The organism is Kordiimonas sediminis (assembly GCF_014656395.1).
Lineage (GTDB): Bacteria > Pseudomonadota > Alphaproteobacteria > Sphingomonadales > Kordiimonadaceae > Kordiimonas_A > Kordiimonas_A sediminis.
Window position 1 is genome coordinate 1,234,226 of sequence record NZ_BNCI01000001.1, and the last position, 17,326, is coordinate 1,251,551.

14 protein-coding genes are annotated in these 17,326 nt (G+C 50.1%); 8 read left to right on the top strand and 6 right to left on the bottom strand.

The window, feature by feature from the left end; all coding sequences use genetic code 11:
* Positions 1-72: 72 nt before the first annotated feature.
* Positions 73-1,638 carry an LTA synthase family protein gene (locus tag IE181_RS05565; protein WP_191250648.1) on the bottom strand — a complete coding sequence of 522 codons (1,566 nt, stop codon included), beginning with the start codon at positions 1,636-1,638 and terminating at the stop codon, positions 73-75.
* Positions 1,635-3,044: a capsule polysaccharide biogenesis protein gene (locus tag IE181_RS05570; protein WP_191250650.1), complete on the bottom strand. Its 1,410-nt coding sequence runs from the start codon at positions 3,042-3,044 to the stop codon at positions 1,635-1,637. Before IE181_RS05570 ends, IE181_RS05565 begins: the two co-directional genes overlap by 4 nt.
* Positions 3,045-3,484: 440 nt before the next feature.
* Here IE181_RS05570 and IE181_RS05575 point away from each other — a divergent pair, with 440 nt between their 5' ends.
* The 7 genes from IE181_RS05575 to IE181_RS05605 are packed head-to-tail and all read left to right on the top strand — an operon-like array spanning position 3,485 to position 11,029.
* Complete coding sequence (locus IE181_RS05575) at positions 3,485-4,492, top strand: KpsF/GutQ family sugar-phosphate isomerase (RefSeq protein WP_191250652.1); 1,008 nt, start codon at positions 3,485-3,487, stop codon at positions 4,490-4,492.
* A 44-nt stretch (positions 4,493-4,536) separates the two neighbouring features.
* On the top strand, positions 4,537-5,319 hold the full coding sequence (locus IE181_RS05580) for an ABC transporter permease (RefSeq protein WP_191250654.1): 783 nt from the start codon (positions 4,537-4,539) through the stop codon (positions 5,317-5,319).
* Positions 5,316-5,966: an ABC transporter ATP-binding protein gene (locus tag IE181_RS05585; RefSeq protein ID WP_191250656.1), complete on the top strand. Its 651-nt coding sequence runs from the start codon at positions 5,316-5,318 to the stop codon at positions 5,964-5,966. Before IE181_RS05580 ends, IE181_RS05585 begins: the two co-directional genes overlap by 4 nt.
* An 18-nt stretch (positions 5,967-5,984) precedes the next feature.
* Complete coding sequence (locus tag IE181_RS05590; protein WP_191250658.1) at positions 5,985-7,157, top strand: KpsE/RkpR family capsule polysaccharide export protein; 1,173 nt, start codon at positions 5,985-5,987, stop codon at positions 7,155-7,157.
* A complete protein-coding gene (locus tag IE181_RS05595; protein ID WP_191250660.1) occupies positions 7,150-8,820 on the top strand; it encodes a polysaccharide biosynthesis/export family protein in 1,671 nt (556 codons plus the stop codon). The genes IE181_RS05590 and IE181_RS05595 overlap by 8 nt, the downstream gene beginning before the upstream one ends.
* Positions 8,821-8,835: 15 nt before the next feature.
* The gene (locus IE181_RS05600; protein ID WP_191250662.1) at positions 8,836-9,846 is read left to right on the top strand and encodes a glycosyltransferase family 2 protein; all 1,011 of its coding nucleotides are present in this window, start codon (positions 8,836-8,838) and stop codon (positions 9,844-9,846) included.
* Between the two features lie 43 nt (positions 9,847-9,889).
* On the top strand, positions 9,890-11,029 hold the full coding sequence (locus IE181_RS05605; protein WP_191250664.1) for a hypothetical protein: 1,140 nt from the start codon (positions 9,890-9,892) through the stop codon (positions 11,027-11,029).
* Between the two features lie 27 nt (positions 11,030-11,056).
* Here the strand turns inward: IE181_RS05605 and IE181_RS05610 are convergent, their stop codons facing one another.
* Genes IE181_RS05610 through galE form a run of 4 tightly spaced genes read right to left on the bottom strand, consistent with a single transcriptional unit; the run spans position 11,057 to position 15,737 of the window.
* A complete protein-coding gene (locus IE181_RS05610; protein ID WP_191250666.1) occupies positions 11,057-11,635 on the bottom strand; it encodes a hypothetical protein in 579 nt (192 codons plus the stop codon).
* An 8-nt stretch (positions 11,636-11,643) separates the two neighbouring features.
* Entirely contained in the window at positions 11,644-13,536 is a 1,893-nt protein-coding gene (locus tag IE181_RS05615) for a hypothetical protein (RefSeq protein ID WP_191250668.1), read from the bottom strand.
* Positions 13,529-14,686, bottom strand: a complete 1,158-nt coding sequence (locus IE181_RS05620) for a glycosyltransferase (protein ID WP_191250670.1) — start codon at positions 14,684-14,686, stop codon at positions 13,529-13,531. Before IE181_RS05620 ends, IE181_RS05615 begins: the two co-directional genes overlap by 8 nt.
* A gap of 16 nt (positions 14,687-14,702) precedes the next feature.
* On the bottom strand, positions 14,703-15,737 hold the full coding sequence (gene galE / locus IE181_RS05625) for a UDP-glucose 4-epimerase GalE (protein ID WP_191250672.1): 1,035 nt from the start codon (positions 15,735-15,737) through the stop codon (positions 14,703-14,705).
* 172 nt (positions 15,738-15,909) lie between these two features.
* Between galE and IE181_RS05630 the strand changes: the two genes are divergently transcribed.
* Positions 15,910-17,136 carry a glycosyltransferase gene (locus IE181_RS05630; RefSeq protein ID WP_191250674.1) on the top strand — a complete coding sequence of 409 codons (1,227 nt, stop codon included), beginning with the start codon at positions 15,910-15,912 and terminating at the stop codon, positions 17,134-17,136.
* Positions 17,137-17,326 lie beyond the last annotated feature (190 nt).

A 17,326-nucleotide genomic window follows, 5' to 3' on the forward strand; every position in this document is an offset into this window, starting at 1 on the left:
TCACGGCTTTTTTTCGGTCTGGCGCTGGCTAGCCTGCCATGTGTGCAGTCCAGCATGAAAGCATCTGGGAAATCAGGTGCGGAGGGTTTTCAAAAGGAAGTCACCAAACGCTGTGATATCCATTCGGGACACGCCGTCAACAGGCTTGTCAGAGTGCCAAACAAGATAGTTGGTTGCAATGTCTGAAAACCCTGCCCGGTCGAACGCAGGACCAAGTGCAGGCATATGATCTCCATACATGGCAACGAGACGAGGGCGGTCCGTATGACTGGACTGTATGGACAGCCTGTCAAACATCCCCATCAGATTATCCATGTGAACCTGATAGAGGCTAAATTCCTGATCATCTGACGGCGTGGCCTGCATGGCGGCCGCTTCGTCGATATGCTCAGCCAATCGACCCGCAAGCCAGGGGCCGTGGCTTTCGATTGAGATGGCAAAAATAAAAATAGGCTGGTCACTGTTTTGTCTTAGCCCGGATATAACTTGCTCGATAGTGTCCGTCAGGCATGCATCACTTACGTAGGGGCCAAAATACTGAGGATCGCTGATTTCCTGCAAGTCGATGAACTCGTCAAACCCCAGATTGGGGATCACGGTATCCCGACGGTAAAATTCTTTTTTTGCAGGGTGAATGCAAACTGTTTTATAGCCCATGGCTTTAAGCTTGTGGGCAATGGACTGTACCGGGGTAGAGGCAGTTCGGATGTACGGATTTAAAAAATCGACACCCAGAGTTTTAATTGGGCATCCGGTCAGGAAGGAAAATTCCGTTTGCATGGTATAGGCACCCCATGCTGGCACATCGACAGCTTCAATATGGACACCAGCTGCAGCTAATCGGTTGAGTGTTTCCCAGCTTTCGCCCGAGCCCACATGGTCAGTTGAAAAATACCGGTTCAGATCAAAGAATGACTCGCCCTGTATGGCGATCAGGTCTGCAAGTTTTTGTCCGTTGTTTTCGTACTGGCTCGATGCAGGCAGCACATCTTCATCTTGTTCCTTGGGGGCGGGCAGTTTTTTGTGCGGTATGAACCAGCACAGACCATATAGAAAAAGTGCACCGTACATGCCGTGTCGGGCGACATCGCGGCAAGGGTCCAGTGTCAGATCAAACATCTCGGGCGTTTTGTTCTGCATCCATCTCAGGAGAGCATTGCGGCCTACTTTGACACTTACCCAAAGTGCACCAATCCCCAGACCCCACAAGGCTACAGGGGGTATGCTTGACTGCATGGCAGCATAGGGCGTTTCAAGCATGTAGGCGGCGATGACAAGACCAGCGAACAAGAGGCTAAGGAAAATCAGGATCGGTGACCCGACATAAGCGATATAAAATTCCGGATAAATGCGAAGGTGCCTTAGGTTTTCAAAATCATGCAGCACAAAAGGCATCTTTAACACCCGTTCTTTGGTGTTCGAGATGGCTGCAAAGCCTGTGAATATCAGCAGATAGAGCGCAAGACTTAGAAGCGGTAAACTGGTGATCAGCGCGAAGATTGTATAGAGCGCAACGGAAACAAGCGGTGTCAGGATATAAAAAGCGCGAGAACGGGTACAGTCGCCGTAACTGGTCCGGATAAAAGGTTCCTGCAAAAACGGAAACAGGATCAGGAAAATAAAAATGGCGGCAATCATAGCGATATGTCTGCCTTCTGCTGATCTGTTATTTGCAAGGATTGCCTGTCAGCAAGCAGTCTGGTTACAGCAGCGTCGGCAGCGACTGTAAGCCCTTCGTGCGTGAATAAATCACCGGGGATTTGTGTTGTTGCAATGACGACTTTCATAAAGTCCTTGATATCCTCTTTTGCAGGGGCAGTCGCACTGGTCCAGAATTCATCAAGTGTGCCGCTGAATGTGATGTCTGCCATGTCGTAGAACGCACGGCCTGTAACTTTCACAGGCTTTAAATGACGTAAAGCTGCAAACCCTGTGGTGCTGTTGACTAGCACAACACCTTTGCAGTTGGATAGAATTTCTTCAAGATTGCCACCAATTAGAAAATCAACCCTGTCAGAGATGCCGTGTGCTTTTGCATGCCTTTGAATGAAGCGGGCGTAATTGATGCGGCCATTGTCAAGGGGATGCAGTTTAATAAGGAGCCTGTCCTTCCCCTTCGCATGTACTGCGAACGACTGCAAAATCTCCTCTATAAAATCGGTCACAGATGCATAGGAGGAGTTCGCCCGTATCTGGTAGTCTGAGTTCAGTTGGAGCGGTACAAGAAAGAAGTCTGTTTCCGTTAGTTCATACCGTTTTGCCAGTTGGCTGTGATGGTTTTTTATGAACGGAGCATTTGCCAGTTTTTTGATCCAGCCCCATGCTTCCTGTGCTTTTGTCTCTGGCCGATGCGTTTTGTAAGCCGGATACAGAACTGGATTAAGAAGGCTGGCGGCGATATTCATCAGGTCCATCCGTACCCGCGCTGGCATCGGGTTGCCGTAGGTGCGCTGTGGGTTAAAAACGTCAATATGGGCAAGGCTGTCACCCAAGTCGTTTTGAGCGTTTGCCTTCTCTTGCGTACGCGTTAGAGTTTGAAGGATGGCTCTGATACCTGTCAGGGTGCGGGGCATGTTTGATTTGTTATTACTGCCGCCTTTTTCAAAGGTAATCCAGCCTGGACGGATATAGCCTTCTTCACAGACGTAGAGCGTTAGCCCGCGTTGTTTGGCTTCTTCAATAGCAGGCAGGTGGATTTCGCGGCAGTCTCCAAAAAGGATAAGCGTGTCTACTTGATGCTGGTCGATAATGTTGCGGTAGAACCCGGCAAGAGTATCTGAAGTGCCAGTGAAACGGGTTGCAGGCAAGTTACGCCAAAACAAAGCATCCCCGGCAGTATAGTGAACTTTGTGTACATGGTGACCAGCACGGGCAAGTCGATCCCCGATTTCCTGAAAAAAGGGTGTTGGCATCCCCTGCAGAAACAGGAAAGACCTGGGGGTATTTACGGTAGGATGTGCTGGGTCTGACTTTATGGTCACGGCTGATTGTTCCACCATAGTGTGGGTTTTGTGATCTGTATCAAAAGCAGGCCTTGGGTTCAATTTGTTTCCTGTGTGCACGGTGACTAATTGCGGGTGTGCTTACGCGCTGTAGGGTTAAACTGTTTCATTTGAGCCATACTATTGCCACTATATGTTGGGATCAGAGGGGTAAATCCCATGTGAGCCGTTGACGGATTGGATGCGATTCTCTATTGGTATTTGAATTGGGGTTACGGCGTTCATCTTGTGTACATGTTTCGTATTGCAAAAGGTCGACGTGTCGTGTGGCAAGCGACAAGTCACTAAGTCGTGGATCTGTTTTTGCGTAGGAGTGAAGACTAAAATTTGACAGGATAGTTGTACCACTAAGGTGGGTGTGCTACTTTCCCGGAAATTTTTTGCCAGCCTTCAGGCGTCATTTTTACAATGCTGGAATTATATTTTATTTCAATGCGTTGTTGGTAATAAAGCAAAGATAAAAATACAATTGAGGACAGTTTATGAAGACTTCTTCAGACACTAATGTTCTAGAACTTCCAAATACTGTTAAGGCAGATCTGACAGAAACCATAAATAATATAGGCGCAGCCTTCCTGAAGCAGGGTCAGGCGCTTGAGAGACTTTCCCAGACATTTGATGAAAATGCGTACCGCGAGGCAATCCGCCTGTCGCTGAACACGCATGGTCATATGATTGTCATCGGCATGGGGAAATCGGGACATGTTGCCCGCAAGATCTCTGCGACGCTTGCTTCCACGGGTACACCATCCTTCTTCCTGCATCCGGCGGAAGCATCGCACGGCGATCTGGGTATGGTAACCAAGGACGACTCGCTTCTTTTGATTTCTTATTCTGGCGAAACGTCCGAGATTATTCAGTTGCTGCCGTCCCTGAAGGCGTTCGGTAACAAGATCATTGCTATTACGGGTGCGAAAAGTTCCACATTGGGGCGGGCCGCTGATGTTGTTTTGGAAATTCCAATCGCCGAAGAAGTGTGCCCGAACAATCTGGTGCCGACGACATCCATTGTGGTGACAACAGTCATGGGCGATGCGCTTGCACTCTCCCTGATGCAGCTCCGTCAATTCCATGCCAAGGATTTCGCCCGCTATCATCCAGGCGGCTCGCTTGGTCGGCGTCTGTTGAAGAAGGTGGAAGACGTTATGCTTTCCAACTCTGTCCCAACGGTACCGCCCACGATGGTGCTTTTGGAATTGGCGGCGGAAATGGCGGGTGGTCCTGCCGGTGTCGCGGTTGTGGTGGACGAACAGAGAAAGCCTGTGGGTATCGTTACCAAGGGTCAATTGGCCGTTGCCCTGCGAGTTACGCGCCGTATTCGCGAAGTATCTGCAAGCCAGTGTATGAGCCAGGATTTCTCAATCATTAAGCGTGGTCAGATTGTTGATGATGCAGAAACAATGCTTCGGTCTGATGAAGTGAAATTCCTAGTGGTTGTGAATGAAGACGGAACTTTTGCGGGCCTTTACAAGCATGAAGAAGAAGCCTAGGGTCTAACCTTGGACGGAATTTCCGGTTAGAGTAGGGACACTCCATGCGCGCAAGATCCACTCTTGCAATCCAAAAAGATGTTGTGTTCGCCATTTTCCTTCGGGAAATGAGCGGCCGCTTTTCCGGATACACTTTTGGCAATATTTGGTTGGTGCTTGAACCGCTTCTGATGATGGGGGTTTTCATCCTCTTGTTCGGTGCGCGCGGACGGGGCGAATTTGGCTATGCCGAACCGCCAATCTTTATTTTTGCCGGTTTCCTGCCGTTTAGGCTTTTGTGGAATTCAACCATGCGCAACAATATGAATGCGCTGGGGTCTGCCAAACAGCTGATCGGGTTTAGGCAGGTAAAACTGTTTGATGTGTTTCTTGCCCGGACCCTGTCCGAAGGGGCGCTTTTCTTTGTTGTGGGAACTATTATCGGGTTGATATTCCTGTGGCTTGGGTTTGATCCGGTTCCAAAAGACTTTTTGGGTGTGTTTGGATACTGTTTTCTTCTGTGGCTATTTGCAGCAGGGTTTGGCATTCTGGCATGCATTTTATCCGAAATTACGCAGGAAATTCAGAAGGTCATATCGCTTATCAGTATGCCGTTGATGATTTTGTCGGCTGTGTTTTTCCCGATGTCAACTATTCCGGAGCCGTACCGTTCGTGGCTGGCGTATAATCCGCTTGTTCATTTTAATGAATTTATCAGGGAACATTGGTTGCAGGCCTACACCAGCCCGGTAGCGGATATGGAATATCTATTGGCCTGGACAATCGGTATGCTGACAGTCGCGCTGGCCACCTACCGGTTACGCTGGAAGAAGGTTCTGGCCACATGATCCATCTGGAAAACCTTACAAAATATTATCCTACCCGGTATGGCCCCAAATATGTATTTAAGGATTTGAACCTGACATTGCCCGGGGATCGGGACATCGCAATTCTGGGGGAAAACGGCGCAGGGAAGTCAACACTACTGCGTATTATCGGGGGAATTGATTTTCCGTCTAAAGGTAAAGTGCGGTCAGAGCGCTATATCTCCTGGCCGCTTGCCCTCGGGAGTGGTTATCAGCGCAGTATGACGGGGCGGGAGAATGTCCGGTTTGTGTGTCGCATTCACGGGATTAAAGACACGCGCGCGATTGAGGAATATGTGAAAGAATTTTCAGGCCTGGGACAGAACTTTGAGTTGCCGGTAGCCGGCTATTCTTCCGGAATGCGTTCAAAATATAATTTTTCTGTCAGCATGGGCCTTGATTTCGATACCTATCTTTTGGATGAAATTATGTCGGTTGGTGATGTTTCTTTTCGTAAAAAGTGTGAAGAAGCCCTCGACGCGAAAAGAGAATCTGCCAACATCATACTTGTGTCACATTCTATGAATGTAGTACGCCGCCATTGCAATGCCGCTATTTTGCTTGCATATGGAAGGGCAGAATTTTACGAAAGTATCGATCGTGCGATTTTCAGGTATGAAAATCTGTAGATACAAAATGGGGTCTTAATGCAGACAGGGTTGGAAAAATTACGCAGTGCCGTAGCCAGTAGATTTTCAGAATCTACAAAAGGTTCAAGGCAGTCCGGATTTATGGGCATGCTCTCCAGCCTTGGTGGGTATCGCTATGTGGTATTTACGGTTCTTCTGGCCGCTTTATATTACGGGGTTTATGCATCTGACCGGTATGCAACCGTTACGCAGATTTATGTCAAACAGGTCCGTGGTGGTGCCATGCCCGTTTCCGCGCTGACCAGTCTGATGGGTGCGTCCAGCGAACGACAGGATGCGCTTCTGGTCCAGCAGTATATTTTGTCCAAGGATATGCTGGCACACCTCGATGCGAAAATTGGTTTGAAACAGCATTTCAGCGCCAAGGACTGGGATATTGTTTCCCGTCTTGATGATGATGCAACGGATGAAGACTTTCTGGAATATTTTCATAGTCGGTTAAAACTAACCCTGGACCCGGAAAGTTCTATCCTGACGGTGGAAGGGCAGGCCTTTACCCCGGAATATTCCAAAATGCTGATCGAAGAGATTGTCAGTGAGTCAGAGACGTTCATCAACCGTATCAGCCAGCAGATCGCCGAGCAGGAGACAGAGTTCGTTACCCGTGAATTGACCCGGAGTAAGGATGCGCTACATGCGGCGCAGCAGGATATCCTGAAGTTTCAGAATACATATTCCTTGCTTGATCCGGAACAAACAAGTGCCGCCGTGCAAACTGTTGTTAATGAACTTGATGCAGAGCTGGTGCGTTTGCGGGCCGAGGAAAAGACGCTGTTATCCTATATGAACCCCGAAGCATCAGATGTCGTGGTTGTTCGAGATAGAATTGACGCAGTGGAAAGACAGCTTAGCGAAGAACGCAAGCGCATGACAGATGTCATGGATGATCAGGCTCTCAGTGATTTGAACGCAATGTACCGGGAAAAGGAATTGTCGCTGCAGTTTGCCACAGACTTATACCAGACGACGCTGGCGGGGTATGAGCAGGCGCGGGTGGAGTCATTTCGCAAAATCAAACATCTTGTCGTAGTAGAAAAGCCGGTTACTGCAGACGAGGCGTTATATCCAAGAAAGCTTTATAATCTTGCTACTCTGCTGGTTATTTTAAGTTTGATATACGGAATTATGGTGATGACTATCGCAACTATTCGGGAGCATCGGGATGCGTAATTTATTCAATGGGGTAAAACAAATCTTCCGTGTGCTCGGACTTTGTATGCTGGTCTTCGCGGGCCTGGCCGGCTGGTCAACGGTTTCGGCACAGAGCACCCCGCCGGAGCAATCTCTGGACTTGCCATCAAATCAGCCGGTCCAGATTGATGATCAGAAGAGCGATAGTGTTTTTGGCGACAGTATCTTCACAGGGCAGTTCGCTAATCAGTCTTTCATCGGGTTTAACCCGTCTTATGAAATCTCTGTCGGTGATACGCTGCAGCTTCAGATGTGGGGTGGCTTTGAATTTGCTGGCCAGTTAACGGTTGATGCGCAGGGAAATGTTTTTATCCCAAGGGTAGGTCCTGTGCAGGTTCAGGGCGTCAAAAACGGCGATTTGAACAAAGTTATCAGTAGTTCTATCACCAGCGTGTACAAGAAAAATGTTGGCGTTTATGCGAGTCTGGAAGGGGCAGAGCCGGTCAAAGTTTTTGTCACCGGTTTTGTGCGCCAGCCGGGTCTTTTTGCGGGTCATTCCTCTGACAGCGTTTTGTTTTTCCTGGATCAGGCAGGCGGCATTGATCCGGCCAGAGGGTCATTCCTGGATATCAAGGTTATCCGTGGCGGTGAAACATTCCGTACGGTCAACCTCTATGATTTTATCCTGACCGGAAAAATGCCGGTATTCCAGATCCTTGATGGTGACACGATCGTTGTCGGGCGGGTCCAGTCACAGATCGGTGTGTTGGGGAATGTGCATACGCCAGCAATATTTGAATTTGAGTCTGACTTTATTGAGGCGGGCAAACTGCTTGATATGGCGGGGCTCAAGCCGTCTGCCACTCACGTCAGAATTTCCAGAAATAATCTGAAGAATACACGTGTTGATTATTTGCCACTGGATCAGGCGTATAAAGTGGCCGTGTATCCTGGGGATGTTCTCGAAGTAACGTCTGACAAGCAGCCGGGTACTATCTCGGTTCGTGTGGAAGGGGAGCATCTTTCCGATCAGGAATTTGTTCTACCCTACGGGGCGCGTCTTGGAACGCTCTTGAATATGATTGAATATGGCCCCAATGCACAGCCGGAAGCAGCCCAGCTGTTCCGGGAAAGTGTGAAGGCAAGACAGAAAGAAACATTGTCGGCGCAGTTGCGGGCACTGGAAAACAGTGTTTTGACGGCCAGATCAGAAACAGAAGGCGAAGCCAACCTCAGGGCACAGGAAGCCGAACTGATTATGCAGTGGGTGGACCGTGCACGGCAGGTGGAGCACACAGGCCAGGTTCTCCTTGGTACGTCGTCCCGCAAAAATGATATTTTGCTGGAAGCTGGCGACATCATTAAAATACCACGTCAGAGCAATCTGATCATGGTTCACGGTGATGTCTTATTCCCAACCGCCATGGCATTTAAACCGGGTCAGACGGTTGAGGATTATATCAAGGCCTCTGGTGGGTTCACGCAGAACAGCCGGTCTGCCAATGTCCTGATCCTGCACCGGGACGGTACCTTTGTGAAGGTGCGCAATGGTGATCTGGACAGTAAGCGTATCAAGCTTGTTGAAGGGGATGAGATATTTGTCCTGCCTCGGGTTGCCACCAAGAATATCCAGATTGCGTCCGAGATTGTTTCAATTCTGTATCAGCTGGCCTTGTCAGCAGGTGTGGTCCTTAATCTCTAGAAAGACCGGGCAGAAATGGCGCGTGCACTTCGTAAGCTGAAGAAACTCTTTCAGAGCCCATTGGCGTATCTGATAGACAGCCGCCATGCTTTTCTGTCTGATTTGGGGCGTTCGTTGCTTGAGCGAGAGCGGCAGCGCCTTATGACGTTTGGTCATACGTGCGCTGATGACAAAGTAACCGTCATAATGACTGCCTACAACACGGGGCCGCATATTGAAAAAGCGGTCAGGTCCGTGATGGCACAAAGCCACGCCAACCTGACTTTAATGGTCATTGATGATGCCAGCACAGATGAAACACCGCAGATCCTCGCAAAGCTGAGACAGGAGTTTGCGGGTCGTATGCGGGTTTTCCAGTCCCCGGTTAATCATGGTACCTACTGGTCAAAAAATTGGTGCATGCGTCATGCTGACGGTGAGTTTATTGCATTTCATGACAGTGATGATACATCCCACCCGGACCGTATATTACTCCAAATGGCGGCAATTAAATCCCGGCCACACCGTATGGCAACAACGGTTCAGTGGCGCCGTGTGTTTGAAGATGGACGGACGGCACTTATTGGCGGCAGAGAATTTCGCATGGCCGCGATCAGCCTGATGATTAGGCGGGAGCCTGTTCTGCGGGATATGGGCTATTTCGATAGCGTACGGATATCGGCAGATTCAGAATATTTAGGAAGACTACAGGCGCTGTATGGGCCGCGGGGCCTCTATGCTATGCAGCACTGGTTATATACGGGTCTTTTGCGGGACAGTTCACTAACCCGTGAAACCGGGTCTGGTATGAGCTGGCGACAGCAAGAGCGCAGCGACGATAAAATTGACTATGCGATAGAAACATCGGGCGACAGGCAGGCGTATATGCAAAGTGCGAAAGCGTGGCACGCCAGAATATCGCAGGGTGACCGCGGTAAGGGGGCTCATATCCCGTTTCCGCAGACCGGCCGCCATTTGTATGCTAGTGAAAATCTATGCCGGGGCTGCGATGATCAGGCAATAGATCAGATAGTGGAAATCACGTAAGCAATGTGCCACAGTCGGCAGCGTTCGTTTAGAAGGAAAAAGAATGCCCAAGAGCGATGATAGCTTGTTCAAGAAACTGGTTTTCAGTTTCGATTGCTGGAAATGGCCCACCCTGATCAAACGGTTCGAGGATACCGACGTATTAGTGATGGATCAGGTGCTTTTTGATCATCTGCCTCTTGATGCCGACACACTTCAGGCCCGGCATGTGACGCCGGATGCTGCGCTTTCCTCGCTGCCAGAAGGAATAAAGCGTGTTTTTGTGTTCGCCTTGCACGGTGAATGGGCACAGGTGAAAGCCCTGCGTTCGGCCTACCCGGAAGTCAGTGTGTATTCCATGATATATCAGCTTGGGCCATCTTGCGCACAGCGACCGGTGAAGGTGCCGGTTTACGCACATTCAAAAATAAAGAAACGCGCCCCGATCGTTATTCTATCTACACCGGGTAGTGATGTTGAATTCCTCGCGCGAACGATGGAGGCCAACGGCCTGCCGTATCCGAAAGAATATTTTGGCAAGGCACTTATGAATCTTGTGCCTGCCATGGATCATTTTAATGCCGCGCGCTATTTGGATGAAGTACTGGCGCAGTCTCCGGGGCAGCGCGTTTCCATGATTATACAGACAGACGTCTGGAAACTTCTGCAAAAGCAGACCAGTCTGTCAGCCAGACGTATGCAGCAGTGGCTGAAAGAGACAAATGCCAAGGTTATCTATTTTAGCCGTCGCGATAAAATGATGCAGGCTGCGATCCATAATCTTATGGCGCGGCAACCAAGCCGTTCGCCGTGGGACATGATCCCAAAGGAACGTAAAGAGCTGAAAATGCGGCGCAAGGTCAATTTCCATGCTGCCAATCTTGTTATGCACCGAATGGTAACAGTGGAAGAGCGTCTCGAACGTTTCACGTCGACATTGCCGCATGTAAAAATGATCTCACTGGAAGAGCTCGTCGAAAGTCCAGCAAGGGTAATAGAAGGTATCGCTCAGTTTATCGGGCAGAAACCTGCCAAAGAACTGAAAGAACTGGATTACGGCGAACACTATCGGTCAATTCCTAACCTGGAATCGGCCGCGCTATCCTACAGACGGGAACTGATTGACCGACTTGGGCTGCATGTGAATATGAGTGGATCGCTTGTCACGAAATCAGACGAACTGATCCACAAGGGAAAGAAATAATACAGAATGCCGGCCATTGGTGCCGCGTTATTGATGCGGTTCTATTTTGATCCTGGAAACACCCAAACTGACATGGGGTGATTCTTCACCGCTGGATAGTTTGGCATGGCCGGGACTTTCAAAACGCAGCAGATGAAATGCTGTTTTGTCGGAATCTAGCGCGGGTATATCGCCGGTAAATTGCCAACTGGACAGGCCCGTGCGTTTTACCGTGCCGGTAACTGGGTAGTCATCCATCCAGATGGTTAGTCCTTTCAGAAAACGTCTGCGTTTGACTTTAAACCCATCAATTTGAAGCCTACCCCCCGCTGAGAGTTGATTATAGACCATCAGGGTTGCGACACGTCCCATCCAGCGGTAGGGCGTATGGGCGCGGCCATAGGCTACGTCAGACCAGCCGAATCCTCGAAAGCTATCAAATTCAACATCATAACTGGAGGATGATGGTTTTGCCGGCAGGGCGAATCGTGTCGCTCTCTGATCCCGTAAGGCCGTAGTGGCGCTGAACAGTTCTGCTTGTGCCTCAAGGAGCGTATCCACATAGTCTATGGCGGCTTTGGAAAAGCCACTTTTTGCACTGATTGGTGAGTTCTGTTTCTGAGCCATGCTGGAAATTACTCCCGGTACCATGCAAGTTCAAGGGGACTGGTCGTGAACAACTGCAGAAGTTCACGCGGTGAAAGCGGTTTGCCTGTGATGCGGTCGGTTGCGGATAGACCGAACGATAACAGGTCGTGTGGACCTTTGGGCACTATTATCGGCTGCCCTATTTCCAGAAGCTGCGAATGGCTACCGTTTTTTACCACAATAGAGTGACTTTCCAGCCCAGTCTTTATCGTGATGTGGCTAAGGCCAGCCATCAAAAAGACGGTATCCAGTTGATGGGCAAGAAAGTTTAAATGCCAGGCGGCGCCAATGGATGCATCAAACCCCATAAGCCGATCAAAATCGGCAAGTGCGTCACTTTGAAATCCAAATGTTGTTTTGAAACAGGGAGCGGTGGTTGATTCGGTCTTGGGGTGGGCTATGTCGTCCTCGTCCCCCTTTGGCAGCATGTAAACACAGTTCCCATGGCCCTGAAGGAAAGGTAGAAACGGGGACAGGTCGTTTATGTCTTGAAGTAGGCAGCTTTCAAACCCCAATCTTTGCGGCAGTAGCGGTGCAGGAAAACGCAGCTTCCTGCTTAGGTGCCACGCTGCGGCTGCGGGCAAAAATATTGCACAGGAAGACCAGTCAATATTGGGCCAGACCGCCATAAGAATTGACCGTCCAGGCAGGGTGCCAACAAGGATGGCTTTCCCGTCAATTGTATCTGGCGAGAGAGCGGCACTGGGCAGGCTGTCCAGCGACAAAACATCAGGTTGGATCGGTGGACTGATCAGGGGGGTAACAGGCGCAGACAGATTGTGCAGACAATTCAGCCAGCGATCGGTTGCTTTTTCGGTCTCTTCTTCCACAAGGGATGGTTTTGCAAAATAACGATAAACATCAGGCTGAGTTGTCAGTACGCTTAACGCAGCGGTTAGTGCATGTACGTCCTCAGCAGATCGCAGTTTAATAGCTGCAGCCGCACTGATATCTGCGGCCCAACCGGCGCAATGACAAATTAGCGGAATGCCGTTTCGTCTTGCGTGATTGGCAAGTAGGCCAAAGGCATAGGTAGTAGCATCTGTGAAATCAATGATAATATCAGGTGTTGGTATTTCTGTCACAGAAGGCGGTAAACTGCCTACGGGTAGCCAGATCACATTCATATGCACACCAAAGGACAGTAGGGCCTTTGCGGACTGTTCAATCGTCCGGACAGACTTGCTGTCGCCCCGTGCCCAAACAGTCCAGCTTCCCTGCGCGCTTTGTGGGGCTTTGGTCTCAGCACAGCGAACAGCGGGCAGGGTCATGTCTGAATAGATGAGTGCAGGGGTGCCGTTCGCGCCGTAATCCAGCAAAGCGATCTGGTCAGACGTGAAGGTTGCAATAACTGCTGTTTCAGGCAGAAGCGACAAGCCGGACATCATACTATCTGATGTTTCCGCATAGCGTTTATGGTTTTCAAGAGTTGTCGCAAGTGCATGTGTCGCCGCAGTATCCAGGGATTTTAACCACTTGGTATAGGCAAGAGGCCATGTGGCATCCTCGCGCATTTTCTGGCGGAAAGTTTTTAAAAGCGACACGGCCGCAAGAACTACAAGGCAAGGGCTGTCGTCCAGATAGTGCAGGCAGTCAACACTGTGGTTGCTGTCGCCCAGGATGAACAGACGTTTGGCGGTCTGTAATGGATGGTCCGGGTCCGCAAGAACCGATACGTCTGTGAAGTGAACGCCGTCGGGGCCAATTGCAGAAGCATCATTGCCGCCGCGATATTGATGGATATCGCAGGTTTGGTCTATCAGCCAGTGCACGGAGTAGTGGCGCACAAAAAGACCGGACAGGATATGAGCAATTTCGGCCTCTGCTGATTTACTATCAGGTGGCGGTGCAAAAATGATAATTGCTTCTTGATCAGCCATGCGCTTTCCCCGTCGTATCATCGGATGTGTCGTCCTGAGGAAAAAGCCGTCTGAGTGTTGAACGCTGTTTTTCCTGATAGGCAAGAAACTCTTGCCGGCCAGCGGCGTTTAAGCCCGATAGAATTGAGGGGTCGCCCGCGATTTCAGAGAGCGCCTTACAAAAAGACTGCATGTCAGGGACCTGGTGCAGACGGTGCGTGGTCGGGATGCCGATCATGGCATCTTTGGTTGCAATCAGTGGGCGGCCAAAGCCAAGTGCTTCTACCGATTTTATTTTCAGGCCGGATCCCCCCATGTTGGGGTTCAGAACTAGATCCATATCTGCATAAAAGGCCGCCTGGTCAGCGACAAAACCGTGTTTGATAAATGCAGGGTGGGCTGTTTCTTCACACGAACAGATTGCCCCGGCAATATGGAAGTCATACACACTGTCCAGTTCAGGAAATTCTTTAAGTGCAGAGCAGAGATCAGCCATCGTGCGTCTGTTGATGGCATTATCGCTTGCCATAAAGCCTGCTTTCAGCTTCTGGCCTTTGGTCGCACCGTATGGACGGTCGATAAACTGTGCATCCAGGAAATGGCCGACCACATCAACTGGCACAGGGCAGTAAGATTCGAAAACTGCTGCTTCCTCTTCCTGAATGGCGAAAATTCTGTCTGCGCGGGCAAACCCTTTTGCCTCTTCCTTTTTGGTTGTGCTGAACCAACTGGGAGCGATCCCGTCCGCCCGCAGTTTTTCGTGTCGGTCCGCAAATCGGTCGTGGCTGTCGATGTATTTGATGATCGACGGCGGTACTTTCTCCAGATGCTGGGAAAACCATGCATAGTTGGCAAGCACTGCGCCGATATTCCACCTGCTTAAAATAGTCTGGACCGTGTCAGTGACTTCCGGGATAAACCATTCGTCAATCATATGGGGGCGCGATCCGTCCTGCTGCCGTTTTTTGGGCTTGTGCGGCAAGACATACACAAAGTCCCATTCCGCCCGCATTGCCAGTTCCTGTCCCTGCGTCAACCCTTCAAAACCCGCATACAGAAAATGGATCGCATGCCCTTCTCTCTGCAAGGCCTGGCAGAGCTTGAAGACACGGGATCTGTTGCCGTGGTTCTGTGGATGGCTTGGGATGGGGGACGTGACAAGAATATGCATAATCGTAGCGGTGACCCTATCTGTGCCCTGCACCGGCTTTTTCAGCCATTTTGCTTTGATAGTAAGGAGCAAGGTAGGCCCAGGCATCTGCCGCGATGGTCGCAAGGTCTGATCTGAAAGCCTGCCAGCCCAGAATTGATTGCGCGCGGGTGGGATCAGCAACCAGTGTAGACGGATCGCCTGCCCGGCGTTCTGCTTCTGTCACAGTAAAGGATGCCCCAGAGACAGCACGCACCGCGTCAATCACTTCCCGCACGGAATAGCCGGTTTTGGTGCCAAGGTTAAAGGCGTCAAAAAAACCAGTTCCTGCAGGCCCATCCAGTTTTCTGAGGTATTCGAGCGCACAAACATGCGCCTCAGCCAGATCACATACATGGATATAATCCCGGATACAGCTGCCGTCCCGGGTAGGGTAGTCTGTACCAAAAATCTTAATGTCAGAGCGCATGCCGATGGCCGCCTGAATAACAAGGGGAATCAGATGCGTTTCCGGATCGTGCCGTTCCCCGATGTGACCAGCGGGGTGCGAGCCTGCCGCATTGAAGTAGCGCAGCGCAATCGCCCGCAAACCGTATGCAGCGGCGCAGTCCTGCAGTATGTGCTCTGCAGCCAGCTTGCTTTGCCCGTACGGATTAATCGGTGCCTTTGGGAGTGATTCCACGAGCGGCTCAGTACCAGCCGGCTCCCCGTACACGGCCGCAGTGCTGGAAAAAACCATGTCACGTACGCCGTGTTTTTTCATCGCCTGCAACAGGCTTACTGTGCCGCCCACATTATTGTCGTAGAACGTCAGGGGGTCCTTCACGCTTTCCCCAGCCTCGATAAAGGCTGCGAAGTGCATCACGGCGCTGATGTCAAAACGGCTAAAGGCGTCGTCAAGCGCTGCTGCATCGCGGGTATTGCCTTCGATCAGGATAAAATCCTCCATACCGTCCTTGTGGCCATTGGAAAGATTATCAAACAGAACCGGGGTATATCCGGCATCGCGGAGCGCAGTACACGCATGGCTGCCGATAAATCCTGCACCGCCGGTTACGAGTATATGTGTCATCTGGTCCTGACCCTGTCGTTTAATCTGTCTGTTATGACGGTTTGTTACACTGAAATCCCGCTATTGTCTTCTGATATCGGGACATAAGCGGGTGTTCCTATGTTGATTGCCGGGTGAAAGTAGGCTAACAGCGGTTGCAGGATAACAGCGCGTAACATGGTGGGATTGATTTATGAAGGCTCTTTTTGTCCACAATAATTTTCCAGGGCAATATCGGCGTATTGTGCCGTATCTACATAGAACCGGCAAATATGAGATGGCAGCAGTCACGCTTGAAACAAACAAGCAAAGCTTTAACCTGCCTTCCGTCCGGTTCAAGCCGCACCGCAGCCCCACAAAGGGTATTCACCCCGGTCTGGTCTACACAGAAACAGCGGTTATTCAGGGGCAGGCACTGTATCAATCACTTCTAAAGGTGAAAAAGAAGCTGCCAAGCCCGGATATTATCCTGAACCATACGGGCTGGGGATCTTCGATGTTTTTGCGGGATGCTTTCCCGAATGCAAAGATCCTTACTTACTATGAGTGGTATTACCATGCGCATGATTCGGACGGTGAATGGATCAGCCGTAAACGCAATGACCCAAACGCAGAAATGCGGATCAGGTTAAAAAATACGGCGATCTTACATGATCTTGCTGCAATGGACTGGGGGCAGTGCCCAACCAGATTCCAGCACAGTCAGTTCCCGGACATTTTCAAAGACCGGATTTCTGTGCTGCATGACGGGGTCGATACAGAATTTTTCACCCCGAACGAGGAAGCAACCCTGACCATTGGTGATACGGTCCTGACCGCAAAGGACCAGGTGATTACCTACATCGCTCGCGGGATGGAAGAATATCGCGGCTTCCCGCAATTTATGGAAACTGTGTCAATCCTGCAGAAGAAATACCCGGCGCTGCAGGTTGTTGTCATCGGCGAAGATAAAGTTTCTTACGGTAAAAAACGCTCAGACGGCAAAACATGGAAACAGTGGGCGCTCGATACTTTCAAATTTGATATGTCGCGTCTGCATTTCATGGGGCGGCAACCGCTATCGGTCCTCAGGGATGCTACCCAGATCACGTCTGCGCATATCTATCTTACGGCGCCCTTTGTGCTGTCCTGGTCGATGATGGAAACCATGGCTACGGGGGCTTTGATTGTCGGTTCAGACACCGATCCGGTGCGCGAAGTTATCGAAGACGGCAAGAACGGTGTTCTGGTCCCGTTTTGGGAGCCAAAGGCAATCGCCAAGAAAATCGGCCATATTCTTGATAATAAAGAAGACTATAGAGAGATTCGCAAAAATGCCCGTCAAACGATCCTGGATCGCTATGATGTGAAAAATCTACTGCCAAAATATAGACAATTGATCGAAAGTGTGGCAAACGGGTCACATCCCGTAGTAGATTAACGGGATAGGATTAAGAATTATGCATAACTGGGGATGTTTTTTGGATTTCCGTGTGTTTTCTTAGGAATATGTGGGTGCATGTCACTTTTTTAGTGTTTCATGCGTTGACAAACGAGGTGCATCATATAAATATGCGCTTTACATGACTGGGTGTATGCCCGGTTGCGAGGGGTTCGAGGGCTCATAACCT

What these genes read in the sequence shown, in the direction of transcription:
- IE181_RS05565 (WP_191250648.1), bottom strand. Translation starts at nt 1,638, where the DNA reads ATGATTGCCGCCATTTTTATTTTCCTGATCCTGTTTCCGTTTTTGCAG.
- IE181_RS05575 (WP_191250652.1), top strand. Translation starts at nt 3,485, where the DNA reads ATGAAGACTTCTTCAGACACTAATGTTCTAGAACTTCCAAATACTGTT.
- IE181_RS05580 (WP_191250654.1), top strand. Translation starts at nt 4,537, where the DNA reads ATGCGCGCAAGATCCACTCTTGCAATCCAAAAAGATGTTGTGTTCGCC.
- IE181_RS05585 (WP_191250656.1), top strand. Translation starts at nt 5,316, where the DNA reads ATGATCCATCTGGAAAACCTTACAAAATATTATCCTACCCGGTATGGC.
- IE181_RS05590 (WP_191250658.1), top strand. Translation starts at nt 5,985, where the DNA reads ATGCAGACAGGGTTGGAAAAATTACGCAGTGCCGTAGCCAGTAGATTT.
- IE181_RS05595 (WP_191250660.1), top strand. Translation starts at nt 7,150, where the DNA reads ATGCGTAATTTATTCAATGGGGTAAAACAAATCTTCCGTGTGCTCGGA.
- IE181_RS05600 (WP_191250662.1), top strand. Translation starts at nt 8,836, where the DNA reads ATGGCGCGTGCACTTCGTAAGCTGAAGAAACTCTTTCAGAGCCCATTG.
- IE181_RS05605 (WP_191250664.1), top strand. Translation starts at nt 9,890, where the DNA reads ATGCCCAAGAGCGATGATAGCTTGTTCAAGAAACTGGTTTTCAGTTTC.
- IE181_RS05610 (WP_191250666.1), bottom strand. Translation starts at nt 11,635, where the DNA reads ATGGCTCAGAAACAGAACTCACCAATCAGTGCAAAAAGTGGCTTTTCC.
- IE181_RS05615 (WP_191250668.1), bottom strand. Translation starts at nt 13,536, where the DNA reads ATGGCTGATCAAGAAGCAATTATCATTTTTGCACCGCCACCTGATAGT.
- IE181_RS05620 (WP_191250670.1), bottom strand. Translation starts at nt 14,686, where the DNA reads ATGCATATTCTTGTCACGTCCCCCATCCCAAGCCATCCACAGAACCAC.
- galE (WP_191250672.1), bottom strand. Translation starts at nt 15,737, where the DNA reads ATGACACATATACTCGTAACCGGCGGTGCAGGATTTATCGGCAGCCAT.
- IE181_RS05630 (WP_191250674.1), top strand. Translation starts at nt 15,910, where the DNA reads ATGAAGGCTCTTTTTGTCCACAATAATTTTCCAGGGCAATATCGGCGT.